Below are 24129 nucleotides of genomic sequence, written 5' to 3'. Positions count from 1 at the left end.
CATGGATCAGAAAAGTTTCGGAGAATGGTCGCTGAAGGCAGCGCAATGGGGCGCCGACTACCGCGCGTCGTTGCGCGACCGGCCGGTGCGGGCACAGACGGCACCGGGCGCGATCGCCGCCCAGATCCCGTCGCAGCCGCCGAAGACGGGCGAGGACATGGAGGCGATCTTCGAGGATTTCGAGAAGATCATCCTGCCCGGCATGACCCATTGGCAGCATCCGCGCTTCTTCGCCTACTTCCCGGCAAATGCCGCGCCGGTCTCTGTCGTCGCCGAATATCTGGTCACCGCCATGGCGGCGCAATGCATGCTCTGGCAGACCTCGCCGGCAGCGACCGAGCTTGAGACCAAGGTGCTCGACTGGCTGCGCCAGGCGATCGGGCTGCCCGAAGGCTTTTCCGGCGTGATCCAGGATTCCGCCTCCTCGGCGACGCTCTCTGCCGTGCTGGTCATGCGCGAGAAGGCGCTCGGCTGGCAGGGCAACAAGAAGGGACTTTCCGGCCAGCAGCAGCTCCGCATCTACTCCTCCGACCAGGTCCACACCTCGATCGACCGGGCGATCTGGGTTTCAGGTATTGGCGAGGAAAACCTCGTGCGCATTCCGGCCAAGGGACCACGACGCGCGATGGACACCGGCGCGCTGGAAGCCGCCATCCTCAAGGACAAGGCGGCAGGCCTGTTGCCGGCTGGCGTGATTGCCTGCACCGGCGGCACCAGCACGGGCGCCTGTGACGACATCGCCGAGGTCGTGCGGGTCGCGCATGCGCACGGTCTTTACGTCCATGTCGACGCCGCCTGGGCCGGGGCCGCGATGATCTGCGAAGAGTTTCGCGACCTCTGGACCGGCGTCGAGACGGCGGATTCCGTCGTCTTCAATCCGCACAAGTGGCTGGGTGCGCAGTTCGACTGCTCGGCGCATTTCATCCGCAGTCCCGGCGATCTGGTGAAAACGCTCGCGATCCAGCCGGAATATCTGAAGACCCATGGCCGCGACGGCATCATCAACTATTCCGAATGGACGATCCCGCTCGGCCGGCGCTTCCGCGCGCTGAAACTCTGGTTCCTGCTGCGCTTCCACGGACTCGACGGGTTGCAGACGATGATCCGCAACCATGTGCGTTGGTCGGAACAATTGGCGGAGCGGTTGGGCAGCCACAAGGATTTCGAGATCATCACGCCGCCGATGCTGTCGCTGTTTTCGTTCCGTCATCGCAGCCAGGGCGATGCGGATGCCCATAACATCGCGCTGGTCAACGCGATTAACGACGACGGCCGCATCTACCTGACCCAGACCCGCGTCGACGGCCACGTCGCAATCCGCTTCCAGGCCGGCCAGTTCGACATGATGGAGGAAGATGCCGAGGTGGCCTTCGACGTCATTACCGAGGTCGCCGCAGCGCTCGAAGGACAACACGAAAAGACGAAGGCTTCCCGATGACCCCTCCCCGTTTCGTCACCTTTTCGCTCGGAGACAGACGGGGCTACGGTCTCGTTTCCGGCAACGGCCTGATCGACCTCTCAAAACGCTACGGATCGACCTTCCCGACCCTGCGCGAAGTGATCGAGGCGGGCGCCCTTGCCCGGTTCGCCGACGACGCAGTGGGAATGTCGCCGGACCTGTCGCTTAAGGACGTTCGCTACGAAATCCCGGTGCCGGCACCGGAAAAGATCATCTGCGTCGGCGTCAACTTCCCCGACCGCAACGAAGAGTACAAGGACGGGCAGACGGCACCTTCCAATCCTTCGCTGTTCATCCGTTTTCCGCGCTCCTTCACCGGGCACGCCCAGCCGCTGATCCGCCCGCCGGAAAGCCCACAGTTCGATTATGAAGGCGAGATCGTCATCGTCATCGGCAAGGGCGGTCGACGCATTCCCGAGTCGAGCGCACTCGACCATATCGCGGCACTGTCGCTCTGCAACGAAGGCACGATCCGCGACTGGGTTCGCCATGCCAAGTTCAATGTCACCCAGGGCAAGAATTTCGACCGCACGGGGTCGATCGGCCCCTGGCTGGTGCCCTTCACCGACGAGGCCCAGCTTGCCGATATCAAGCTCGAAACGCGGGTGAACGGCGAGGTGCGCCAACAGGATCGCACCAGCCGGATGATCTTCTCCTTCCGCAAAATCATCAGCTACGTCTCGACCTTCACGACGCTGGTTCCCGGCGACGTTATCGTCACCGGCACACCGACCGGCGCCGGTGCCCGTTTCGATCCGCCGATCTGGCTGAAGCCCGGCGACATCGTCGAGGTCGAGGCCGAGGGCATCGGCACCCTCATCAACCCCATTGCCGACGAGGCCTGATCGATGCTCGACAAATCCCAGATCGAGGCCGCAGCTAGCGCCCTCGACACCGCCGAACGCGAGCGCGTCCAGACCGGACTGCTCTCGCTCCAGCACCCCGACATGACCATGGACGACGCCTATGCGGTGCAGACCGCCTGGGTGAAGCAGAAGATCGCGGCGGGACGCCGGGTGATCGGCTGGAAGATCGGTCTCACCTCCAAGGCGATGCAATATGCGCTGAACATCGACATCCCGGATTCCGGCGTGCTTTTCGACGACATGCTGTTCGAGGATGGTGCGCGCATTCCCGGCAACCGCTTCATCCAGCCACGCATCGAGGCCGAGATCGCCTTCGTGATGAAGGCGCCGCTTGTCGGCCCCAACGTCACCGTCTTCGACGTGTTGAACGCCACGGACTATGTCACCCCTGCGCTCGAAATCCTCGACACCCGCATCCTGCGCGTCGATCCGGAAACGAAGAAGGCCCGCACCATCGTCGATACCATCTCGGACAATGCCGCCAATGCCGGCATCGTTCTCGGCGGGCGGCAAATGCGGCCCGATGCGATCGACATGCGCTGGATGGGCGCAATCGTCTCGCGCAATGCCGAGGTGGAAGAAACCGGGCTCGGCGCCGGCGTGCTCAACCATCCGGCCCGCGGCATCGCCTGGCTCGCCAATCGCCTGTCGCTTTACGGCGAACGCATCGAGGCCGGCCAGATCGTGCTTGCCGGTTCCTTCATCCGCCCGATCGAGGCCCGCCACGGCGATACCATTGTCGCCGACTTCGGTCCGTCGGGCACCGTCAGCTGCTTCTTCGAATAGGATCGACCATGCCCGCTCCCCGCAACCCGTTCAAACAGGCGCTTGCCGAGAATCGCCCGCAAATCGGCCTCTGGCTGGCGCTTGCCAATCCATACGCCGCCGAAGTCTGCGGCGGTGCCGGTTTCGACTGGCTGCTTATCGACGCCGAGCATGCCCCGAACGACGTACCGCTACTGGCCGCGCAACTCCAGGCGCTGGCCGCGTCGCCAAGTCATGCCATCGTCCGCCCGCCGATCGGCGAGACCTGGATAATCAAGCAGATCCTCGACATCGGCGCGCAGACGCTGCTGGTCCCGATGGTCGAAAGCGCCGAGCAGGCCCGCGCCCTGGTGCGCGCCGTGCGTTATCCGCCCCATGGCGTGCGCGGAGTCGGTGCCGCGCTTGCGCGGGCATCTGCCTTTAATCGCATTCCGGACTATCTGCAGACCGCCAACGACGAGGTCTGCCTACTTGTGCAGATCGAAAGTCGGGCCGGCCTTGCCGCGCTCGACGAGATCACGAACACCGACGGCGTCGACGGTGTCTTCATCGGCCCGGCCGACCTTGCCGCTGACATGGGCTTTCTCGGCAAGCCCGGCGCTCGGGAAGTGCAGGAAGCCGTAGAAGCGGCGTTGGTGCGCATCCAGTCGTACGGGAAAGCGGCCGGCATTCTGACCTCCGACCAGGCGCTCGCCCGCCGCTACCTCGAACTCGGCGCCACCTTCGTCGCCGTCGGCAATGACGTCAGCCTGCTGGTCGGCGCGACTTCCAAGCTGGCCGCGGAGTTCAAAGGCATCAGAGGCGATGCCGGAACGGTGGAACGGTCGGGCGGGTCTTACTGAGGCGCGCTCAGATGTCGACGCGGGCCGCGTCATCAAGCGCCGGACATTACAGGCCTGGGCCGACAGCCTCGACGTTTCGCCACCGAATCCGGTTTGAGGAATCGTGACGCGGGAGTATAGCGGTTGCACGCTCACCAGCACTGGATCCCGCCCATGACCGATACCGTTCTCGAACGCTTCCTCCGTTACGTCGTCATCGACACCCAGTCCGATGCCAGGTCGAAGACCCAGCCTTCAACGGAGAAGCAGAAAAACCTCGGTCGCGTACTCGTCGAAGAACTGCTGGCGATCGGACTTGAGGACGCCCATCTCGACGAAAACGGCTATGTCTACGCCACCATCCCTTCGAACGTCGATAAGCCAGTGCCGGTCATCTGCTGGTGCTCGCACATGGACACGGCGCCCGACTTCACCGGCACCAATGTCAAGCCGCAGATCGTCAGCAACTACCAGGGCGGCGACATCCAGCTGATGGGCGATCCGCAGCAGGTCATCCGCGTCAGCGACCATCCCGTCCTCAACGACCAGATCGGCAACGACATCGTCACCACGGATGGAACGACGCTGCTCGGCGCCGACGACAAGGCCGGGCTTGCGGAGATCGTCACAGCCGCTCAGGTGCTCGTCGACAATCCCGACATCAAGCACGGCACGATCAAGCTGCTCTTCACCACGGACGAAGAAATCGGCCGTGGCGTCGACAAGGTCGACCTGAAGAAGCTCGGTGCCGAATTCTGCTATACGGTCGATGGCGAAACAGCCGGACATATCGAGGACGAGACCTTCTCCGCCGATGGCGTCGAGATCGTCATTCATGGCGTCGCGATCCATCCGGGCTTTGCCAAGGACAAGATGGAGAACGCGATTAAGATCGCCGGCGACATCATTAGCCGGCTACCGCGCGACGTGTCTCCCGAGGGCACAGAAGGCCGCGACGGCTTCGTGCACCCGACCGGTGTCAGCGGCTCAATGGACAAGGCGCAGCTAGGCCTCATCGTGCGCGACTTCGACGAGGCAGGCCTGGCCACGAAGGAAGCCATGCTCGAAGGCATCGTCAAGGATGTGATGACGGCCTATCCCGGATCCACCTACAGCTTCGAGGTCAAAGAGCAGTATCGCAACATGAAGGCCATCCTCGACCGCCACCCGGAGATCGTCGAGAATGCCATCGAGGCGATCCGTCGCGCCGGCATGCAGCCGGTGCGCGGCAGCATTCGCGGCGGCACCGACGGCTCGCGTCTGTCCTTCATGGGTCTGCCCTCGGCCAACCTCTTTGCCGGCGGCCATGCCTTCCACTCGCCGCTCGAATGGGTCAGCCGCCAGGACATGGAGCGCAGCGTCAAGACGCTGGTCGAGCTCGCCAAGATCTGGGCCGAACGCGCCTGACATAGTCCGGAAAACGGGGCGGCTTGGGTGCAATAGGCAGCCGCTCCTTCTCCAAAGGAGACGACCGATCGACACGGCGCGAAGGAGGGTCAGGCGATGAGCACGGCGCGAGGCTCAAAACGTGCGCCGGCAAAGCCCGCTTCGCTCGCGACCAACCCGCCGACCTTCGAGCACATCGTCACCGGCGTCAACGAGACGTTCCTATGGCGTCTCGACAACTATCCCTGGGAACGGAACGTCTGGAACTTCCATCCGGAGATCGAAATCCATCTCATCCGCAAGGCCTCGGGCCTTGCCTTCGTCGGCGATCATATTGGCCAGTTCGATCCCGGCTATCTGACAGTGATCGGCAGCAACCTGCCGCATGACTGGGTGACGGTCACCGAACCGGACGAGATCATCGAAGGGCGCGACATCGTCATCCAGTTCCATCCCGACAGGATGCGCGAGATCACCGACGCCCTACCGGAATTTGCCGAGCTCGGGGCCTTCTTCGCCCGCGCCGAGCGCGGCCTGGTGTTTCATGGCGAAGCTCGCGCCAAGGGCGCCGATCTGATCGAACGTATGGGCAGCCTGAAAGGGCTCTCGCGCTTCTCGCTGTTCATCCAGCTGCTCGATCTGTTGGTCAACACCGAGGAATACGAGTTGCTCTCCTCGCCGGAATTCGCGCCAGAACTCGACCAACAATCGCTTGACGTGCTGCGCGGCGCTCTGGCCTTCATCTATGAGAACATCGCCACCGACATTCATCTTGCCGATCTTGCCCGGCAGGCCGGCATGAGCGAAACGGCCTTTTCCCGTTTCTTCAAGAAGAATACCGGCAACACCTTTACCGACCACGTCAACAAGCTGCGCATCTGGCAGGCGTGTAAGCTGCTTGCCGAAACCGACATGCCGATCACCGACATCTGCTTCGAGGTCGGCTACCTCAACATCTCCAATTTCAACCGCACCTTCCTGCGCCAGCACAAGATGACGCCTTCGGCCTACAGGCGGCTGACAGGCCAGCGTCGTACTTCCCGTTCTTAGGCGCGTTTCACCCACCCAGGCGATGAATCCTTGCGTTTGCTGCGCTGCAAACGGCTGGCATGTGGCAATTTTCTGCAAGAAAGTACAGAATCGCCGCATCGCGCACGCTAGCTCGGCAGAGCGTAAGGCCTATCATCGAACCCAGCGAAACGGTTCGCTATGAGGAAAACGCACTGGATCTGAGGAGTATCCGGCGCGCATCGCAGACCTGGGGAGGTCTTTTCACAATGAAAAAAGCCAAAACGCTCGTTTCGAGCATCGCCTTCGCATGCCTTCTTTCCACCGGCCTGACGACTGTTGCGATCGCTGCCGAATGCTCCGGCACGATCAAGGTGCTCGCCCAGCCGCGCGACGGCCTGACGCTGCTCGAAGACTACAAGTCCGAATTCGAGAAGCTCTCGGGCGGCGCATCCTTCGAGATCGACTATCTCAACGAAAACGACCGCCGCGCCAAGACCAAGGCGGACGCCTCGACCATCGGCAAGTACAACGTCTATTACATCGACGAGGCAAATGTGGCGCTATTTGCGTCGGCCGGCTGGGTCGCGCCGCTGATGGACTATTATCCTGCCGACTACGACTACGCCGATTTCGATGCGGGCCGCCAGAAGGTCGCGACCTATGACGGCAAGGTCTGGTTTGCGCCGGTCACTGGCGGCGGGGACCTCATGGTCTACCGCAAGGACCTGCTTGAGGCGGCCGGCATTACGCCGCCGAAGACGCTCGACGAATATGTTGCCGCAGTGAAGAAGCTCAATCAGCCCGACCAGGGTATCTACGGCACAGCCCTTCGCGGCCAGCGCGGCTCGGGCGCGAATGTCTGGCGCTGGATGCCATTCTTCAAGGGCTTTGGCGGCAACTGGTTCGACGGCAAGACGCCGGTCTTTGACGGCGAACAGGCGGTCAAGGCGACCGAGACCTATCTCGAACTCTTCAAGTACTCGGCACCGGGCAGCCAGACCGGCGGCTGGGACGAGGCGGTTGGTGCTTTTACCTCCGGCCAGGTGGCGATGCTGATCGAATCCACCCCGCTCGTCGGCATGGCGATCGATCCGAAGTCCTCGAAGGTGGCCGGCAAGGTCGGCTACCTGCCGCCTCCGGCACCGTTGACGGGCGGCGGCTACGGCCATGGTCTCGCGATCGGCATGAAGGCCAACAAGGATGAGGCCTCCAAGGCCTGCGCCGGTCTGTTCGTAGCTTGGGCGACCTCGAAGGAAAACGAGGCCCGGCGGCTCGAAGCCGGACAGTTCAGCGAACTCAATCGCACAAGCATCATGACCAGCCCGAAATTCGCCGAGCTCTACGGCCCCGATCTCGGTCAGGCGCTCGCCGATACCGGCAAGGTCACGGCCGTCAACTTCTGGCAGAACCCGCAATGGCCTGATCTTGGCGACCGCTGGGGCATCATCCTCGAGGAGCTGATCACCGGAACGCGCACCGACATCAAGGAAGGCCTCGACGAACTCGACGGCTTCGCCAAAGACCTGGTTGCCCGCAGCCAGTAAGCCGGTTCCTCCCAAGGGCCATCGGCCGGCAAAGCCGCCGGTGGCCCGCACCATCGGGGGCGCTCAAAGCCCAGCCGTAGGACTGATCATATGAAGCAGAAAAACAGCCTGCCGGCGGTGTTCCTCACCCCGGCCATGGGCATCCTTGCCGTTCTCGCCCTCGTGCCGACGGCCTATGCGATCTACATATCGTTCCAAAACCGGGAACTCAGCCGTCCGGACGGCAGCTTCGTCGGTTTCGCCAACTACATCGACCTTTTCTCGGACCGCCGCTTCATCAATGCGATCGGCGTCTCCCTGACCTGGGAAGCCGTGACCGTCGGTATAACGCTCGCCATCGCCGTCGGCCTTGGCATTCTGCTGTTCGAATGCGTCTCGCCGCGCACGCGCAACCTGCTGGCGCTCCTCTTTCTCGTACCGGTGATCCTGCCACGCGTTTCGGCCGCCTTCGTCTGGAAGTTCGCCTTCCATCCGCTCTATGGCATCGCCACCTATCCCTACAAGACAATCACCGGTCAGCCACTCGATCTCCTGTCCAATCCGGCGACTGCACTTGCGACAGTCGCATTGGTCGATGTCTGGCAATGGGGCCTCTTCTTCGCCGTCATCGTCTTGAAGCTCCTGGAAACGCTGCCACCGCAGCCCTTCGAGGCAGCAAAGCTCGACCATGCCCGCACATGGGAGATCTATGCCTTCATCGCGCTGCCGATGCTGAAGGCGCCGCTGATCTCGCTTGCCTTCGTCAAGATGATCGAGTCGCTGCGCGCCTTCGACCTGATCTACGTCATGACCCGCGGCGGCCCCGGCATCGCGACCGAAACGCTCGACATGTACGCCTTCTCGCAAGGCTTCATCGAGTCCGGCCGGATTTCCTACGCCTCCAGCATGGCGGTTCTGATGATGATCGCCACCTCGATCGCCTTCACCTTCATCTGGAAGAGGGTTCAGTGATGACCGCCCACGCCCTTGGCCGCTTCATTGGCCGGCTCATCCTTGCCGCCGCCGCCTTCTCTGCCGTGTTTCCAATGTTTTGGACCGCGCTCAATGCCTTCAAGAACCGGGTCGACATCGTGACACCGACCCCGCTCTTCTTCTTCGAGCCGACGCTCGACAACTTCGCCTATGTGCTCGGCCGCGAAAGCGTCTTTGCCGGCCTCGTCAATTCGCTGCTGATATCGGGCGCTGCGGTGCTGATCGGTGCCGCTCTCGGCCTGCCCGCCGCCTATGCGATCGCGCGCTATCCCAACCGCTGGTCCCGCGACATTCAGTTCTTCGTTCTGTCGCTGCGCTTCCTGCCGCCGGTCGCGATCGCCATTCCGCTGATGGTGATCTGGCTCGATTTCGGCCTCTATGACACCCGCCTGTCGATGATCGTCACCTATTCGCTGCTGACGCTCGCGACCATCATCTGGCTGAGCGTCCCGGCCTTTGTGCGGGTGCCGAAGGAAGTCGAGGAGGCTGCCCGCGTCGATGGCTACGGTCCTTATGCGATCTTCTTCCATATCGCGCTGCCGATTGCCCTTCGGTCGCTGATCGGAGCTGTCGCCTTTGCCTTCGTGCTCGTCTGGAACGAATTCCTGATTGCACTGATGCTGACGACGTCCGACGCCAAGACGTTGCCGATCGTCGCCTCGGAGCTGACGCAGCTCGGTCGCGACGTGCCCTGGGGCATCCTCAACGCCTCCGTTGTGCTGCTCTCCATCCCGCCGCTGCTCTTCATCGGGGTTCTAAGTGGCATGCTCAACAGCGCCTTCAAGCGCAAGACCCAATGAATCCCAAGACTGGAAAAACAAGGAAATCCCTCATGCAAGCGTTGGTCCTCGAGCAAAAAGGCAAGCTCGCAATCCGGGAGATCGATCTCCCGCTGGAACTTGGTCCCGATGACGTCAAGATCGCCATCGACACGGTCGGCGTCTGCGGCAGCGACGTGCACTACTACACCCACGGCGCCATCGGCCCCTATGTGGTGCGCGAACCGATGGTGCTCGGTCATGAGGCGGCCGGCACCGTCGTCGCGGTCGGAAGCAATGTCGAAACGCTCGACGTCGGCGACCGGGTCTGCATGGAGCCGGGTGTTCCAGAACTGACCTCCCGCGCTTCCAAACTCGGCATCTACAATGTCGATCCCAAGGTGCGGTTCTGGGCAACGCCGCCGGTTCATGGCGTGCTCGCTCCTTTCGTCATCCACCCGGCCGCCTTCACCTACCAGCTCCCTGACAAGGTCTCCTTTGCCGAGGGTGCCATGATCGAACCCTTCGCGATCGGCATGCAGGCAGCCGCCCGCGCGCGGATTGCACCGGGCGATGTCGCCGCGGTGATCGGCTGCGGGCCGATCGGCATCATGGTGGCGCTCGCAGCCCTTGCCGGTGGCTGCAGCCGTGTCTTCATCTCCGATTTCAGCGCGGAGAAGCTGGCGATCGCCGCTCAGTATCCGGGCATCATCCCGGTCAACATCGCCGAGCGGCCTTTTGCCGATGTCATCGCCGCGGAAACCGGCTGCTGGGGCGCCGATCTCGTCTTCGAGGCGAGCGGCAGCGCCAAGGCCTTTTCCAGGATATTCGATCTGGTCCGCCCGGGCGGTGCCGTGGTTCTGGTGGGCCTGCCGGTCGAACCGGTACAATTCGACGTTCCGGGCGCAATCTCCAAGGAAGTCCGGATCGAAACGGTGTTTCGTTACGCCAACATCTTCGACCGCGCCCTGCAATTGATCGCGTCCGGCAAGGTCGATCTGAAGCCGCTGATCACTGAAACCTTTCGCTTCGAAGACAGCATCAGGGCATTCGAGCGGGCCGCATCCGCCCGACCGACTGATATCAAACTGCAGATCCGCATGGACAGTGGGAAGGATTGAGCCATGGCGAACATCGTCTGCTCCAACGTCGGCAAGCAATACGGCGCCGTTGATGTCATCAAGGATTTCAACCTCGATGTCGCCGATCATGAATTCATCGTGTTTCTCGGTCCATCCGGCTGCGGCAAGTCCACGCTGCTGCGCATGATTGCCGGTCTCGAAGACATATCCGGCGGCATCGTCTCGATCGGCGGGCGGGCGGTCAACGACCTGCCGCCTCGCGACCGCGGCGTCGCCATGGTCTTCCAGAACTATGCGCTCTACCCACACATGACGATCTACGACAACATCGCTTTCGGACTGAAGCGCATGAAGGTGCCGAAGGCGGAGATCGATACGCGGATTCGCGCTGTTTCGGGAACGCTCGGCCTCGAGCCCTATCTCGCCCGCAAGCCGACCGAGCTGTCCGGCGGGCAGCAGCAGCGCGTCGCTATCGCCCGCGCGATGATCAAGACGCCACGGGTCTTCCTCTTTGACGAGCCGCTCTCCAATCTCGACGCGAAGCTGCGCAATCACATGCGGGTCGAGATCGCCCGGCTGCACCAGAAGCTGAAGACCACGACGATCTATGTGACGCACGATCAACTGGAGGCGATGACGCTTGCCGACCGGATCGTCCTGATGAAGGGCGGTGCGATCGAGCAGGTCGGTACGCCCTCGGAAATCTACGAGCGTCCGCGCACCCTGTTCGTTGCCGGTTTCATCGGCACGCCCAACATGAACTTCATTGATGTTACCGCCGAGAAGACTGAAGGCGGATGGCTGCTGCGCAGCGCCGGCGGCAACTTCCCGGTCTCGGACGACGAATTCGCGCTTCGTCATCTGCAGAAGCTGGTGCTTGGCATTCGCCCTGCCGACCTGCAACCGGCAATGACGGGGCCAGGCCGTCTCTTTGGCACCGCCGATCTCGTCGAATTTCACGGCAATGACGCGTTGGTGACGTTCCTCTTCGCAGACAAGGAGATCGGTGCGCTGGTCAAGGCCAGCGCCTGCCCGAAGCCCGGAGAGGCCGTCTCGTTCGTGTTCGAACCGAATAGGCTGCATCTCTTCGATCGGGAAAGCGGATTGTCCCTGCGAAAGCCGTGAGACCGGCGCCTTCACTTGTCACAAGAGATCAGCCCGGCCAAAGCCGGGCTGTCTTGCATTTCCGGGGCCGACGCAGGTTCGCCGCTATCAGTAAGCGGTCGCGAAGGATGCCGCCGGCAACGGCCCGGCGGTCATCATCGTAAAATCGAAACTCGCGGGAACATCGGCATCCAGCACGTATTGGCGATGCACCCGCAGGAAATCGCGCTTGATCCGGCGATAGCGCTCGGGGGAAAGCAGATGCTTTACCCGGATAAAGACGATCGGCGGTTGCGGCGCATCCCGATGGCCGGCGAGCGCGACCACTTGGCAGCGGTAGAAATTGATTGCATCGGTCAGGCATTGCACGTCGAACCAGAAGATCTCCTTGACACGGGCGATCGCACCGACACGCGCCCGCAGGACCTCGGCGCACCGCAGCAGCGCACATTGCAGGATTGCTCCGCCGAGCGTGACGAAGACCACGCGTTTTCCTTCGAACAGGGCGGGGTCCCGCTCGACCAACGCACCGATCACCTGCGCGGCGATGCTGGATCCCATGCTGTGGGAGCTGATCACATATTCGTCGGCGGGTTCCTCAAGGGCAGCGCGCACCGACGTGACACATTCATCAACCCATTGTTTAAAATAGAGTTTTTCCAGGCTGGCAACGGCAACGGCCAGTTCCCAATCGGCGAAGAGATGCAAGGTATGCCACCGCTCCGACCAGGGGAGAAAGAGCTTGAAGAACACCAGGCACGCAGCGAGAGCACTTACAATCAGCAGTGATGATTCAAGCGCCAGCCAATAGGGCGCCGTGCCGATCAGCACGCTCAGTGCCAGCCCGATCGCCACCAGCAGAAACGGAAAGACGAAGAACAGGCCGAAGCGCCACGCATGGCGAAAATAGGCAAGCGCTCCACCTTCCCAAACGACCCGGGCAGCACTTGAGAACCCGGCAGCTATTCTCGTCAGCGTCGACCGGTCGTTCAGATTCCTCACGAGGTCGTCGTGGTCGAAGAGATAGACGCGGCTTGTCGTCTGCCAGTCGAGGCCTTCGCTCTCGACGTCGAAATAGCGGCTGCGCCCTTCGCCCTGCACAGTCCCTACCTTTACGGCGAAGTCCTGCAGCTTGGCGGTCTTCAAGGCCGATCGCTGGTAGCGCGCCTGATGCTTGCCGGCATCCAGCGGCTCGAAGCCGGGAAAATGCAGCACGATACGTTTCTTGACGTGCCCGGTCGATTTGTCGTGTGACAATGGTTGATCTTTCAATAGGCGCAAAACGCCCGCCCCCGGGCCTCCTATGAGACGCAGGAGCGGGCGCTCGATGAGCGCCGGGTGGTCCCAGCCTGCCGGAGACGTCAACGATCTCGGTGTCGAGAATATGGCCAAATGAAACGATGCAACGGCAGGCATGACAATTTCGATTGCGCCATGGCCCGACGACCTGCATCACGCCCCGATCCGCGGCTCAGCAGGTAACGGCCGCCAAGCGACGTCGCAAGGAGCCCGACTTTGGTCCTAAGGGATTCCGACGATTGTCCGGTCTTTCGCCGGGGAAAGGTCTGAGAAAGCGTAACCGGCGCAGACGCGCGTTGACTGGCCATGCCGGCCATGAGCAAAGTCGAGCTTGCCGGTATCCGCCGGAGTGTGCCAACCCGGTGCTGCGACATCGCCAGAGGACCGAAATGCCCAAGTGCCGGATTTTTCTTGCTGCCTTCTTCTGGCCCTCGGTCCTGTTGGTGACGACCCTTCCTTATAAGCTCGATCTGACCCGCGCAGGCCTGTCGATCAGCGAGGCGATCGCTCTTGCCAAGAACGGCAATAGTGGCGGCGGCAACGGTGGTGGTAATGGCGGAGGGAACGGGAACGGCGGCGGCAATAACGGCAATGGCGGTAGCAACGGAAACGGAAACTCCAACGAAAACCGTTCCGGCGGAAACTCCAAGGCCTCCCGTGCCAGCGAAGACGCCACCGACGATGACGAAACCGGTATCCGCCACAAGGGCGGCATAACCGAGCAGGTCCGGAAGGGGCGCTACATCATGAAGGATGCCCGCGGAAGGACGATCATCAACCGGCGCGCGACATCAGCTGACAAGCAGCGCATGGAGACCCTCGCGCATTAGCATGCGCCGCTGATCTGCGCCGGTGCGGCCGCGGTTTCCGTCGTTCCCGGCAGCTAAAGCTCGCGCGCGTCGCGCAGAACCATCGCCGCTTCGGTGCGGTTGGCGACCCCCAGCTTCGTCATGATCTGCGTCATGTGATGCTTCACGGTCTTTTCCTGCAGGTCCAGCTCGATGGCGACATGCTTGTTGCTCATGCCGGCCGCCACCAGGTGCAGAACCTCTTTTTCGCGCGGCGTCAGGCCTGCAACCAGGCCGGATTTTCCAGGCTGAGCCGGCGCTTTCGTCGACAAAAGCTTGGCCGACAGGGTCGGCGCCACATAGCGCTCGCCCGAGGCGACCGTGCGGATGACCTCGGCGAGTGCCGATGCGCCGACGCCCTTCAGCACATAGCCGGTCGCGCCGCGATCGAGCGCCGTGGTCACGTCGTCTCCGTCCTCGGAAACCGTGAGCATGATGATCTTCTGCGACGGAGTGACCTCCAGGATTGCCGGTATCGCCTCCAGCCCGCCGCCCGGCATGGAGATATCCATGAGCATCACGTCCGGTCCGAGGCTTTGCGCGATACTGGTCGCGTCGTCCTTCGAACTGCCCTCGGCGACGATCTCAAATCCCTCGATCTCCGACAGGCTCCGGGTCACGCCTTCGCGAAACAGAGGATGGTCGTCGACCACGGCAACGCGTATCCTTGACGTCATGATAGTCAGATCTCCTTGACGCTGGTCGTCATGCGAACGGTGGTGCCGGTTGGCCCGATGATGATCTCAAACGTTCCGCCGAGACTTTCGATCCGTTCGCGCAGGCCGGCAAGACCAACACTTGTGGGCGGAACTTTGTCCGGGTCAAATCCGGGACCGCCATCGCCGACATCGATGGTGACACGGTCGCCGACCGTCCGTTGCGACACCTGCTGCCTCACGCCGCCGGCGTGCCGATAGCCGTTGTTGAGAGTTTCCTGAACAAAACGATAGATGCAGATCTTTGCCGCCTGCGACAGACGGTCCGGCGGATCGGCAAGGATGAGTTCGACCGCCGACCCGGTGCGTTGATGATGGGCCTTCACGCATCGCTGCAGGATCTCTGCCAGCCCGGCCGTTTCGATCTGCGGCAGAACCAGGCCGCCGCAGATCGTGCGGATTTCCTGCATCGCCTCGTCGAGGCTCGCCTTGATCGCGCCGATTTCGCGCGCACGGGTGGCCGCCGGCGTCGCGTCGCGCTTCAGGGTCTCGCTGCCCAGTCTCAGCGAAGCATAGGCGACGAGCTGGGCGGGGCCATCGTGCAGATCCGCGCCGATGCGCCTCAGGTAGCTTTCGTTCAAGGCAGTGGCGCGCTGCGACGCGCGCTGCAGCCGGCCGCGCAACGTTTCGTTCTGTGCCAGCGATGCCGAAAGCTCGTCAACGCGCTGGGCGAGCGCATGCCGCTGGCTCTCTATCGTCTTGCTGCCGCGAAGCACGATCGCCGACAGCACGACAAAGAAGGAGAGCGTGAAGGCTGCCACCGCCAGCCAGGTGTGTGCACGCGCCTGATCGAGGCTTTTCTGAAAGTCATTGGCGACTTCATGAAATTCCGACACCGCAACCACCTGCCCCGACCAGGGCTGCAGCACGGGATTGTAGATGGCCAGCGCCGGCACGCCCGCCCCCTTGTCCGTCGCAACATCGCCGTCCTGGTCAAACCGCGCGACCATCCTGCCGGAGAAGGCCGCCTGCAATTCGCCGCTGAGTTCGACCTTGGTGCCGACGGCGGCCTGATCGCTCGCATAAAGGAGCGTGCCGTCCGCACGCCAAAGCCGGAACGAGAGGAGCCGCTCACCCAGGGCTCCCTGGCCAAGCGTCTCGTCCAGCGCACGGGCGACCGTTTCGTCAAGCACCTCGTTCGTCTGCATGTCGGGCAAGAGCGGTGCGATCACGCTGTCGACATAAAGCGCCGTCGTCGCGGCGGAATTCCGGGTGACCGCATCTTCGATCCGGTTGGAAACAAAGGCGCCGACCAGAACCATCGCGCAAGCCGCGACCGCTCCGCCGATCAGCAAGAACTGCCTGGCAAGGGATTGAGAATTCCAGTGGGTGATAAGTTGATGGACGCGCACCAGGTCTCTCGGATCGGGCCGCCGGTCTGTGCGGCGCGCGATTGTAGCAAGGCCCCGCCAACCTAACCACTCTCGCGGCGTGGTCAATGACGCCGCCATTTCGCCCGCCCGCTTCGGACCTTTGACCCGTGGAAATAGGACCTAGGTCCTAGCTGCAAAGGCAATGGTCGGGGGCCGATGGCGCGCTATACGAGGCGCAGATATCGTCGCTGCATCTTAGGTTGTTCGCTCAATCCATGCAGGAACCAAGAACAACTGGCTGGAAGTATGGAGATTATCATGCCTGTGACGAATCTGATCACCCGAAGCATCATGGTGTTGACGCTTGCCGTTGCGCCAATGGCTGCCGGCACTTTGGGGCTCACTGTTTCCGCTTACGCCAAAGGCGGCAACGGCGGCGGCGGCAATGGCGGCGGCAATGGTGGCGGCAACGGTGGTGGCAATGGCGGCAGCCACGGTGGGAGCTCCAGTCACGGCAAGTCCGACAGTTCCCGAGGGAGCAAGGGAACCAAAAGCGAAAAATCCGGCGGGACATCCTCTCACAAGCAGAAGTCCACTGGCGGCAAGGCTTCCGAGAAGGCAACCAAGTCGAAAAAGATCGAGAAGGCCGCAAAATCGGCGCCAGTTGTCATTGATCCGGTTGTCGCAGATCCGGTGATCGTCGAGCCTCTGGCGCCTGGTGCAACACCGGGCTTCCGTTCGCTCAATCGCAATTACCACGCCTACCTCAATTCGAACGATCCGAAGATGTCAGCGGTTTCCGCCTATGCCGTTGCCTATGCCCAGTTCGAGGCTGAAAACGGCGTCGACGCCATCCCCACCGATCCGGCGCTCAGCGACGAAGCCCTGCGCGAGGCGCTTGCCGGCTTCACCAAGGATGGCGTGGTAACCGACGGTATGGTCGACGAAGCTAAGGGCATCCTTGGCGTCGGCCCGGCCGTCGGCAAGATCGACGAAATCCGCGGCACGCTGCCGCCGCCGACGGTGGTCGTCGTCGAGCCCGAACCGGAGATTGCCCAATAGCCAGAAGCTGGCCGCCGGCTCATCTCTGGTGAGTCGGCGGCTGCGACCGAACCCGCGTCCAAGCCAATGGAGTTTAAATGCTTGATCGTGTTGTGGAAATTTTCGACTACGCAGCAAAAGAAGGCCGCGTCGGGTTTTCACTTCAACACGTCAATGCCGTCGCCGATGTCGGCACCGTACTCTATTCGGAGTGTCTGGGAAGGATCATCCGACCGGACGGCGAGGTCATGACCGCCAGCGAGTTCGTACGCTATCTGGAGGCGGCCGGGCGGATCGCGGCGCTTGACAGGCACATGCTCACGCTTGCCTTCGAATGGCTGGCGCATCATCCCTCCGGTGACCTCGGTTGCAACATCTCGGTCGAGAGCATCTGTGACGAGCGCAACCGGGCGCTGCTCCTGGATCTGCTGTCAACCCATCGGTGGCTGGCATCGCGCCTCGTGCTCGAACTCGCCGAAAGCTTGCCGATCTCGGCGCTCCCGACCGCCGGACGCTTCGTGCGAAGCGTGCGTGACCTTGGATATCGGGTCGCCGTCGATGACTTCGGAACGGGTTTTTCGACACCGGAGGCACTTTTGTCCCTGCCGGTCGATATCGTGAAGATCGACGGTTTCTTCCTGCGGCTTGGACGCCCCGACGCGGAGCGGTTCCTCCTGCACATGGTAGGCCTGGCTTCCTGCGTCGCCCCCGTCATCGTGGTCGAAGGCGTTGAAACCTACGCGCAATTCGAGGCCGCTCAAGGCGCCGGCGCAACGCATGTGCAAGGGTTCCTGCTCTCCGAGCCGACGCTTAGCCCGTTGTTTGGCGGTGAGATACGCCCAGCGCATAGCGCAATGCTTTGCTAGCGTTCCGCCAAATCAAGCAAGTGCACAGCCCACCCCTTATGCTTTCCTGATCTTTCCGTCCCGCCTTCCCAAGCGAAATCCTACGCCGATCCGCGCGATAGAAGCAGTTGAAGGCAATGAGCCGATAGGTCGTTTTGCCCCAGGCAAGCTGCCATGCTGGCGCCGCTTTTGAATGGCTTGAGACGTGCCGCGCCGCAACCCGGTGCCGCTGCATTCACCTTTCCTGCGATCGGCCGGATTTTCCGTTGGCGGCATGCCGTCCGGCTCCGGACGCGAGCAGAACAACGCAGACGCTTGCCGGCACCGGCCTTGCCGGATCCGAAAGCGTCTCAGACGAGCAAGATTATGAAATTCACAAACGGGTTCAAACTCTCCTCCAGAGCCAGCCGCCGTCTGCCGACGGAATATTTCATGCTGGCGGATGTCGCGTTCGAGGGCGCCGTTATCGGCTCTCTGGGCGGTTGCCCTATACGGGAAGCCGTGCGCGACGGAGATGGTCTTGTCTACCGTTTCGTCGGTGTGGCACCGCGCCTGGCAGGCGGCGGCTTTGACGTGCTGGCGCTTCGCACGGGCGAATGGATCGTCAAGCCGGGCCTGGTTTACGCGGCGGATCCCAAGGCCACGCAAACCCTTGACACAGACCGCGCTGCCTAAGCAGCAAGCAGCACTTTATCGGTCGAAACTACATCCGTTGCCCCGCCGCCGGCTTCGTCGGCGCAGCTTTCGCCAGCTTCACGCCGACCCTGCAATGCCCCTGTAATCTTGGCGCTTTAGCTCCCGGTCAGTCGCCGCAACGATCCGGATCGCAGTCGATCCGCTCATGCGAGACGTCAACGACAACTGCTGGCTTCGCGCGTCCCGTGGACGGCAGGCGCTGCAGGAAAACCGGGATCCGCCATGCTCTCCATTAAGGGGTTTCGCACCCTCGCCTGCTTCGCCGCCGCCGCCGTTCTGCTGGCCGGCTGTGCATCCGATACGATGAAGACCTATATCGGCCAACCGGTCGAATCCGTCATCATCGACTATGGTCCGCCCACCAATGTTCTTGATCTTGGCTGGAACGAGCGCGCCTATCAATGGCGCAAGATCTCGACAAATGTCGTCTCCGGCTCGTCGAGCGGCGAAATCAGGGACACCCGGCGCGGAATGCGCTACGAGGAGTATTCGACGCCGGGCTATGTCGAGGAGCAGGAGTGCTTCTATAGCTTCTACGCCCGGATGCAGCAGGGCCGCTGGTACATCACCAACTTCCGCCAGCCGAAGCTGGAATGCGAATGACGCCTCAGGCAGGTGACGAGACGGATCGGCGACCCGCATAGGTGCGGGCACAGGGGGAAACTCGCATGCGCATCTTGCTGCTGGAAGACGAGCCGGAGATGGCCTCGGCCCTCAAGGCGGCGCTCGCGCGGCGCCAGGTGATCGTCGATCATGTCTCGACGCTCGCCGACGCCGAGGCCGTTGCCGAGCTCTGGCCCTATGACGTGGTCGTGCTCGACCGGCGGGTGCCCGATGGCGAGGGGCTGGACCTCATTCCGAAGCTCAGAAGCCTCGGCGTCGAGGCGCCGATCCTGATGCTGACCGCGCTCGGATCGATCAACGACCGGGTCAGCGGTCTCGATGCCGGTGCCGACGATTACCTTTCCAAGCCTTTTGCCGTCGAAGAACTGATGGCGCGGTTGCGCGCGCTTGCCCGCCGGCCGGTCACGCTCAAATCGGAGCAAACCAAGGTCGGGCGGCTCATCTATGACTTCCGCCACCGGGAGGCTGCCGTGGACGACAAGCCGCTCGACCTCCTGCGCCGGGAACGGCTTGCGCTCGAAGCGCTGATGCGGCGGCCCGGCCGAACCGTGCTCAGGGCGACGCTTGAGGAATCGGTCTACGCCATGGAAGACGAGATCGAATCCAACGCGCTCGACTCCCATCTTTCGCGCCTGCGCCGCAAACTCGACGATGTCGGCGCCGGCGTCGAAATCCGGGCGATCCGCAACCTCGGCTATCTCCTGCGCGCGACGACATGATCAAGGTTCGCCCGCGCTCGCTGCAATGGGTCCTCGTCCGTCGGCTGATCCTCCTGCAGGCGGCCACGTTGGTCGTCTTCATCGGGCTCCTCTTCCTGGGCGTGTTCATCGCCCAGCCACGCCTCCTCGTCGACAACGAAGCCGCTGTGGATGTGCTCGACCGCGCCGTCGGGCGCGACGCGAACGGCCTGCTGACCGTGCACGAGACGGAGGACCTGCGGGAGCTTCGCCAGTCCTATCCCAATCTCTGGTACATCGTCCGCGACGCCGCCGGCCAGGTCGTGCGCTACGGGAACGTCCCTGCCCCCTATGAGGGAGCCGGTGACGACCTGCTGCAACGGGTGGAGGGAGCGAAATTGCTTTTCGAAGAGGGCGGCACGCTGCCGGACGCGGTCCTGCACAATGTGGAGACCGAAGCCGGCCGGGTCCAGATCCTCACCGCGACCGTTTCTTCCCGCCGCGACAACGAACCGTTGGACGTGCAGATCAGCATCAATGTCGACATGGCGCGCGACCTCGACGGCAAGACGGCCTGGATGAAGGTCATGCCGACACTTGTCCTCGTCGTCCTTTGCTTCCTTTTGCCGATCATCCTGGTCATGGGTGTCTCCACCCTGCTGACGACGCCGGCCGTCGTGCGCCGATCGCTTGCAAGTCTCGTTTCGACCGCCGACCAGGCGGGGCGCATCGACATCGACAACCGCGCTGTGCAGCTCGAAACCGAGGAAGTGCCGACCGAAATCGCCCCTCTGGTGCGGGCCTTCAACCGGGCCCTGGCGCGGCTTGGAGAGGGATACGACCAGCGCAACCGCTTCCTGACCGATGCCGCCCATGAATTGCGCACCCCGATCGCGATCCTGCGAACCCGCGCCGAGCTTCTGCAGGAAGACCCCGAAACCACCCGCCTGAGGCTCGATATCGAGCGCCTGTCGCATCTCGCCCAGCAGCTTCTCGACCGACAAGTCCTCGAACATGCCGGCGGCCCGCTCGAGGTGGTCGACCTCGTTTCTCTCGGGAGGGTTATGGCTGCAGACTTCGCACCGCTTGCGTTTGAAGCCGGCTACGAGCTGGCATTCGAAGGCGAAGCGCCGGCCGCCCTGGTCCGCGCGCGCCCGCGGCAGATCGAGCAGGCTGTGGCCAATCTCCTGCGCAACGCCATCGAACATGGCGGCGGTGCCGGCACAATCACCGTGCTGGTCGATGCCGCAGGCGGGCTCGAAATCCACGACGAGGGCCCCGGAATTCCCACGGAGGAGCGCGATCGCGTCTTCGAACCTTTCTATCGCTTGCGCCCGCGCTCCACCGGCGCCGGCCTCGGGCTCAATCTCGCGCGGGAGATCGCCCGGCTCCACGGCGGGCGTATCGACATTCTCGCTGGCACATGGCGTGGCACGCGGGTGCGCCTGCAATTGCCGCTGACCGATGGAAATCGGTCTGCGGCCGCGCCGACACGCCCGATCGCCTGACAGAAGCGGGCGGCATGCCGCCCCAGATTTCTCAAAAGCTTTTCCGGTTGCCCCTTATCAAGGCGGTGCCGATGCTCCACATTTGCTGCGATAAATCGTTCGGCTTACGCGGCGTCACCCGTTTGAGCGTCATGGAGAACAGCAATGCAGACCCCATCTGAGGCCCCCTCGCCTTCACCCGAGGATGGCAGCTGGCCGGCTCGACGCCAAGGCGTGCTCGACTGGCTGATCATCGAAACGCGCAACGAGCGCTTCATCGACAACATCCTCGTCGAGTTGGGCGAACGGCTGCAGGCAGCCGGTGTTCCCGTTGCGCGCGCCACCTTGCACTTCCGCATCAACCATCCGCAATGGCTGGGCGCCCGCATCCTCTGGCGCAAGGGACTGGCCGAGGGTGAAATCGATCTCTACGACTATGGCACCCAGAACACCGCTCTCTACCTCAACAGCCCGCTCTACGTGATCAACAACGGGGGCACCGAGGTTCGCACCAACCTTGAGGACCTGACGGAAGAGCAGGAGCAGAGCTCGCTTTATGCTGACCTCAGAGCCGAAGGCCTGACCGAATACATCGCCTGGCCACTCGAGCACACGCTCGGGAAACGCCACATCGTCACCTTTGCCACCGACCGGAAGGGCGGCTTCGAAGATGAGCATCTGGCCTTCCTCGCGAAAATGGTGCCGGCGCTAGCGCTGGTCAGTGAAATCCGGCTGAAGAACCGCTTTGTCCGAACGCTGCTCGAAACTTATGTTGGCCCGCACGCGAGCGAACAGATCCTCGCCGGAGCCACGACACGGGGTAGCGGGGTCACAGTCGGCGCCGCCATCCTCATCTGCGACCTGCGCAATTTCACCAAGCTTTCCGATCTCTGGCCCCGCGACGACGTGATCGAACTGCTCAACGCCTATTTCGACGCCATGTCGGAACCGATCGAGCGCCATGGCGGCGAGATCCTCAAATTCATGGGTGACGGGCTGCTGGCGATCTTTCCGTTGAGCAACCCCGACGCCGCCGAGAACCTGCTCCAGGCCATCCGGGAGGCGGAAGCGGCAATCGTCCTGCTCAACCAGGACAACCTCGCGAAGGGCCGCGAGCCGTTCGGCTACGGGATCGGCGTGCATGTCGGCGACGTGATGTACGGCAACATCGGCTCGCGCCGCCGGCTCGACTTCACGGTCATCGGACCCGCCGTCAACATCGCGTCGAGGCTTGAGAGCCTGACCAAGGAAACAAAGCGCCCGGTGCTGCTGTCGCGCGCCTTCGTCGAGCTCGCCGGCTGCGCCTCGAGCATGGAGCATCTCGGCGCCTACCCCGTCAGGGGGATCGGCGAACCGATTGAGGTCTTTGCTTTTTCCGGCAACGAACCATCGCCGAGGCTGCGCGTCGCCGCGGGATAGCCGGAGCTATTGCTACCCCGGCCTCACGAGTTGTCCGCGGACAACCGGTGAGGCCGGTTAGCCGATCGGGCTCGGCGCGAATTGAGCAACGAGCTCGTGGCGGTCGCCGGGATAGGTGAGCCGCACATGCGTGACCGGCGCCCGTCCGCTCCAGGTGCGCCGCTCGATGACGAGGCAGGCGGTGCCGGTGGCGATGTCGAGCGCCTGTGCCGCCGATTTGCTGGCCGCCACGGCGCGAATGCGGTGTTCGGCCGTGCTCCACGGCACCTTGCCGAGCAGCCACGAACCGGGCGCCGCGGTCTCGAACGTTTCCTCCTCGGCCTCCGGAACCGCAGAAAGGCTGATCAACCGCTCCTCGAAGCAAAAGGGACGTGAGCCTGCAAAATGCCGGCACGTTACGTCCAGCAGCTTGCCCGGACTCGGGAGATCCAGGCGTTCCCGATCCCGGCCCTCGACCTTGCGCACTTTTCGCTCATCGACGCGGAAGCTGTAATCGAGCCCCAGCGACTGGACTTCCAGTTTGACGTCGTGGATCTCCATGACGGCGGACTGGACCTGCGGGAATGTAACGTAGCTTCCCGACTTGCGCCGCCGCTCGATCAGCCCGCGCTTGACGAGTTCCGTCAGGGCCTTGTTCACCGTCATGCGCGAGCAGTCGTATTGCTCGGTCAGTTCGTGCTCGAACGGGATGCGGTGTCCCGGCGGCCACTCCCCGGAAAGGATGCGCCCTTCGACGTCACCGAGTATGCGCTGATGCAGCGACAGCACCTGCCCCTGATTGTCGGCCGCATCGCCAGGCGGAGCGCTTGAAACGGATCGATCTTGCTTGGTGTCCATGACAGCGAACTTAATCAATTCGCAGCCACGAAACAGCCCTTCTCTCTCCGATTTGCGCTTTTCCACGACCGCGGAAATCGACTTGCGCGTTGACAGCTGGCAACGGCTGGACCGGCGCAGTCTTGCGCCACGCCGACGCTCCTCAGTAAAGGAGGTGCCAGGGCGTCAGCAAAGCTCGCGCCCATTCCTGATTACGATCGGACTCTTCGCACGTCGCCGTATCGAGCGTCGTGGAAGCGACATCCACTTCCGGCTGCCGCTTTGCCTTCATCGCCTTCGGCAAAGGCGGGGGCGGCTCAAGATAGCCAAGGGTCATTCCGCCGAGATAGAACATCAGGAAGCTCCGTGCATCCAATCGCCAACTGACCACAATCCTGACACAATCAAATCGATTGTCAATAGTCTACTAAATCTATGCTCTAATTGAAGATGTGCCAGCATCGCCGAACGGCAGTTGTCCGCGGACAACCGGACGGCGCCATGGCCCCCTTCCCGCCACCAGGGCCGGACATCCGCCAAAACGCTATGCATTTGTAAAACCGCGCCGAATCGGAGCATA

Annotated in this window: 24 protein-coding genes; 19 read left to right on the top strand and 5 right to left on the bottom strand. The window is 62.8% G+C overall.

Annotated elements, in window-relative coordinates; translation table 11 throughout:
• Window position 1: 1 nt before the first annotated feature.
• The 11 genes from JVX98_RS04865 to JVX98_RS04815 all read left to right on the top strand — a co-directional run bounded on the left by JVX98_RS04865 (window position 2) and on the right by JVX98_RS04815 (window position 11789).
• The gene (locus JVX98_RS04865; protein WP_205235997.1) at window positions 2–1438 is read left to right on the top strand and encodes a pyridoxal-dependent decarboxylase; all 1437 of its coding nucleotides are present in this window, start codon (window positions 2–4) and stop codon (window positions 1436–1438) included.
• Complete coding sequence (locus tag JVX98_RS04860) at window positions 1435–2304, top strand: fumarylacetoacetate hydrolase family protein (RefSeq protein WP_205235996.1); 870 nt, start codon at window positions 1435–1437, stop codon at window positions 2302–2304. Before JVX98_RS04865 ends, JVX98_RS04860 begins: the two co-directional genes overlap by 4 nt.
• Window positions 2305–2307: 3 nt before the next feature.
• Entirely contained in the window at window positions 2308–3111 is an 804-nt protein-coding gene (gene hpaH / locus JVX98_RS04855) for a 2-oxo-hept-4-ene-1,7-dioate hydratase (protein WP_205235995.1), read from the top strand.
• Window positions 3112–3119: 8 nt separating this feature from the next.
• Entirely contained in the window at window positions 3120–3932 is an 813-nt protein-coding gene (gene hpaI, locus JVX98_RS04850) for a 4-hydroxy-2-oxoheptanedioate aldolase (RefSeq protein WP_205235994.1), read from the top strand.
• 153 nt (window positions 3933–4085) lie between these two features.
• Window positions 4086–5318 carry a peptidase T gene (gene pepT / locus JVX98_RS04845; RefSeq protein ID WP_205235993.1) on the top strand — a complete coding sequence of 411 codons (1233 nt, stop codon included), beginning with the start codon at window positions 4086–4088 and terminating at the stop codon, window positions 5316–5318.
• Window positions 5319–5414: 96 nt separating this feature from the next.
• On the top strand, window positions 5415–6347 hold the full coding sequence (locus JVX98_RS04840; RefSeq protein ID WP_205235992.1) for an AraC family transcriptional regulator: 933 nt from the start codon (window positions 5415–5417) through the stop codon (window positions 6345–6347).
• A 227-nt stretch (window positions 6348–6574) separates the two neighbouring features.
• Window positions 6575–7852 (top strand): sugar ABC transporter substrate-binding protein, encoded by a 1278-nt coding sequence (locus JVX98_RS04835; protein WP_205235991.1) that lies wholly within the window; start codon window positions 6575–6577, stop codon window positions 7850–7852.
• A gap of 90 nt (window positions 7853–7942) precedes the next feature.
• Window positions 7943–8803: a carbohydrate ABC transporter permease gene (locus JVX98_RS04830; protein WP_205235990.1), complete on the top strand. Its 861-nt coding sequence runs from the start codon at window positions 7943–7945 to the stop codon at window positions 8801–8803.
• Complete coding sequence (locus JVX98_RS04825) at window positions 8803–9624, top strand: carbohydrate ABC transporter permease (RefSeq protein ID WP_192451163.1); 822 nt, start codon at window positions 8803–8805, stop codon at window positions 9622–9624. The genes JVX98_RS04830 and JVX98_RS04825 overlap by 1 nt, the downstream gene beginning before the upstream one ends.
• 32 nt (window positions 9625–9656) lie before the next feature.
• Complete coding sequence (locus tag JVX98_RS04820; protein WP_205235989.1) at window positions 9657–10703, top strand: NAD(P)-dependent alcohol dehydrogenase; 1047 nt, start codon at window positions 9657–9659, stop codon at window positions 10701–10703.
• A gap of 3 nt (window positions 10704–10706) precedes the next feature.
• Window positions 10707–11789, top strand: a complete 1083-nt coding sequence (locus JVX98_RS04815) for an ABC transporter ATP-binding protein (RefSeq protein WP_205235988.1) — start codon at window positions 10707–10709, stop codon at window positions 11787–11789.
• Between the two features lie 87 nt (window positions 11790–11876).
• Here JVX98_RS04815 and JVX98_RS04810 read toward each other — a convergent pair whose 3' ends face one another.
• A complete protein-coding gene (locus tag JVX98_RS04810) occupies window positions 11877–13025 on the bottom strand; it encodes a hypothetical protein (protein ID WP_205235987.1) in 1149 nt (382 codons plus the stop codon).
• Between the two features lie 281 nt (window positions 13026–13306).
• Here JVX98_RS04810 and JVX98_RS04805 point away from each other — a divergent pair, with 281 nt between their 5' ends.
• Entirely contained in the window at window positions 13307–13897 is a 591-nt protein-coding gene (locus JVX98_RS04805; RefSeq protein ID WP_371826494.1) for a hypothetical protein, read from the top strand.
• 53 nt (window positions 13898–13950) lie between these two features.
• Here JVX98_RS04805 and JVX98_RS04800 read toward each other — a convergent pair whose 3' ends face one another.
• Together JVX98_RS04800 and JVX98_RS04795 are read right to left on the bottom strand one after the other, a co-directional pair.
• Entirely contained in the window at window positions 13951–14592 is a 642-nt protein-coding gene (locus tag JVX98_RS04800) for a response regulator transcription factor (protein ID WP_205235986.1), read from the bottom strand.
• Window positions 14593–14597: 5 nt separating this feature from the next.
• The gene (locus tag JVX98_RS04795) at window positions 14598–15983 is read right to left on the bottom strand and encodes a sensor histidine kinase (protein ID WP_246764801.1); all 1386 of its coding nucleotides are present in this window, start codon (window positions 15981–15983) and stop codon (window positions 14598–14600) included.
• 279 nt (window positions 15984–16262) lie between these two features.
• Here JVX98_RS04795 and JVX98_RS04790 point away from each other — a divergent pair, with 279 nt between their 5' ends.
• From JVX98_RS04790 to JVX98_RS04760, 7 genes are all read left to right on the top strand, one after another.
• Complete coding sequence (locus JVX98_RS04790) at window positions 16263–17006, top strand: hypothetical protein (protein WP_192451169.1); 744 nt, start codon at window positions 16263–16265, stop codon at window positions 17004–17006.
• A 77-nt stretch (window positions 17007–17083) separates the two neighbouring features.
• Window positions 17084–17851, top strand: a complete 768-nt coding sequence (locus JVX98_RS04785; protein ID WP_205235984.1) for an EAL domain-containing protein — start codon at window positions 17084–17086, stop codon at window positions 17849–17851.
• A gap of 153 nt (window positions 17852–18004) precedes the next feature.
• On the top strand, window positions 18005–18505 hold the full coding sequence (locus JVX98_RS32225) for a hypothetical protein (protein WP_246764800.1): 501 nt from the start codon (window positions 18005–18007) through the stop codon (window positions 18503–18505).
• A gap of 243 nt (window positions 18506–18748) precedes the next feature.
• A complete protein-coding gene (locus tag JVX98_RS04775; RefSeq protein ID WP_205235983.1) occupies window positions 18749–19129 on the top strand; it encodes a hypothetical protein in 381 nt (126 codons plus the stop codon).
• Between the two features lie 65 nt (window positions 19130–19194).
• Complete coding sequence (locus tag JVX98_RS04770; protein ID WP_034787757.1) at window positions 19195–19869, top strand: response regulator transcription factor; 675 nt, start codon at window positions 19195–19197, stop codon at window positions 19867–19869.
• Window positions 19866–21335, top strand: a complete 1470-nt coding sequence (locus JVX98_RS04765) for a HAMP domain-containing sensor histidine kinase (protein ID WP_205235982.1) — start codon at window positions 19866–19868, stop codon at window positions 21333–21335. The genes JVX98_RS04770 and JVX98_RS04765 overlap by 4 nt, the downstream gene beginning before the upstream one ends.
• A 144-nt stretch (window positions 21336–21479) precedes the next feature.
• A complete protein-coding gene (locus JVX98_RS04760; RefSeq protein WP_205235981.1) occupies window positions 21480–22733 on the top strand; it encodes an adenylate/guanylate cyclase domain-containing protein in 1254 nt (417 codons plus the stop codon).
• Window positions 22734–22790: 57 nt separating this feature from the next.
• Here the strand turns inward: JVX98_RS04760 and hutC are convergent, their stop codons facing one another.
• Together hutC and JVX98_RS04750 are read right to left on the bottom strand one after the other, a co-directional pair.
• Window positions 22791–23570: a histidine utilization repressor gene (gene hutC, locus JVX98_RS04755; protein WP_205236992.1), complete on the bottom strand. Its 780-nt coding sequence runs from the start codon at window positions 23568–23570 to the stop codon at window positions 22791–22793.
• A 142-nt stretch (window positions 23571–23712) separates the two neighbouring features.
• Window positions 23713–23904, bottom strand: a complete 192-nt coding sequence (locus tag JVX98_RS04750) for a hypothetical protein (RefSeq protein WP_205235980.1) — start codon at window positions 23902–23904, stop codon at window positions 23713–23715.
• Between the last annotated feature and the right edge of the window lie 225 nt (window positions 23905–24129).

The organism is Ensifer sp. PDNC004 (genome assembly GCF_016919405.1).
Taxonomy (GTDB): Bacteria; Pseudomonadota; Alphaproteobacteria; order Rhizobiales; family Rhizobiaceae; genus Ensifer.
This window is presented reverse-complemented; position numbering and strand designations above follow the sequence as displayed.

Bases quoted from the DNA above. Each gene is read 5' to 3' on its own strand.
- JVX98_RS04865 (WP_205235997.1), top strand. From the start codon at position 2: ATGGATCAGAAAAGTTTCGGAGAATGGTCGCTGAAGGCAGCGCAATGG.
- JVX98_RS04860 (WP_205235996.1), top strand. From the start codon at position 1,435: ATGACCCCTCCCCGTTTCGTCACCTTTTCGCTCGGAGACAGACGGGGC.
- hpaH (WP_205235995.1), top strand. From the start codon at position 2,308: ATGCTCGACAAATCCCAGATCGAGGCCGCAGCTAGCGCCCTCGACACC.
- hpaI (WP_205235994.1), top strand. From the start codon at position 3,120: ATGCCCGCTCCCCGCAACCCGTTCAAACAGGCGCTTGCCGAGAATCGC.
- pepT (WP_205235993.1), top strand. From the start codon at position 4,086: ATGACCGATACCGTTCTCGAACGCTTCCTCCGTTACGTCGTCATCGAC.
- JVX98_RS04840 (WP_205235992.1), top strand. From the start codon at position 5,415: ATGAGCACGGCGCGAGGCTCAAAACGTGCGCCGGCAAAGCCCGCTTCG.
- JVX98_RS04835 (WP_205235991.1), top strand. From the start codon at position 6,575: ATGAAAAAAGCCAAAACGCTCGTTTCGAGCATCGCCTTCGCATGCCTT.
- JVX98_RS04830 (WP_205235990.1), top strand. From the start codon at position 7,943: ATGAAGCAGAAAAACAGCCTGCCGGCGGTGTTCCTCACCCCGGCCATG.
- JVX98_RS04825 (WP_192451163.1), top strand. From the start codon at position 8,803: ATGACCGCCCACGCCCTTGGCCGCTTCATTGGCCGGCTCATCCTTGCC.
- JVX98_RS04820 (WP_205235989.1), top strand. From the start codon at position 9,657: ATGCAAGCGTTGGTCCTCGAGCAAAAAGGCAAGCTCGCAATCCGGGAG.
- JVX98_RS04815 (WP_205235988.1), top strand. From the start codon at position 10,707: ATGGCGAACATCGTCTGCTCCAACGTCGGCAAGCAATACGGCGCCGTT.
- JVX98_RS04800 (WP_205235986.1), bottom strand. From the start codon at position 14,592: ATGACGTCAAGGATACGCGTTGCCGTGGTCGACGACCATCCTCTGTTT.
- JVX98_RS04790 (WP_192451169.1), top strand. From the start codon at position 16,263: ATGCCTGTGACGAATCTGATCACCCGAAGCATCATGGTGTTGACGCTT.
- JVX98_RS04785 (WP_205235984.1), top strand. From the start codon at position 17,084: ATGCTTGATCGTGTTGTGGAAATTTTCGACTACGCAGCAAAAGAAGGC.
- JVX98_RS32225 (WP_246764800.1), top strand. From the start codon at position 18,005: ATGCTGGCGCCGCTTTTGAATGGCTTGAGACGTGCCGCGCCGCAACCC.
- JVX98_RS04775 (WP_205235983.1), top strand. From the start codon at position 18,749: ATGCTCTCCATTAAGGGGTTTCGCACCCTCGCCTGCTTCGCCGCCGCC.
- JVX98_RS04770 (WP_034787757.1), top strand. From the start codon at position 19,195: ATGCGCATCTTGCTGCTGGAAGACGAGCCGGAGATGGCCTCGGCCCTC.
- JVX98_RS04765 (WP_205235982.1), top strand. From the start codon at position 19,866: ATGATCAAGGTTCGCCCGCGCTCGCTGCAATGGGTCCTCGTCCGTCGG.
- JVX98_RS04760 (WP_205235981.1), top strand. From the start codon at position 21,480: ATGCAGACCCCATCTGAGGCCCCCTCGCCTTCACCCGAGGATGGCAGC.
- hutC (WP_205236992.1), bottom strand. From the start codon at position 23,570: ATGGACACCAAGCAAGATCGATCCGTTTCAAGCGCTCCGCCTGGCGAT.
- JVX98_RS04750 (WP_205235980.1), bottom strand. From the start codon at position 23,904: ATGTTCTATCTCGGCGGAATGACCCTTGGCTATCTTGAGCCGCCCCCG.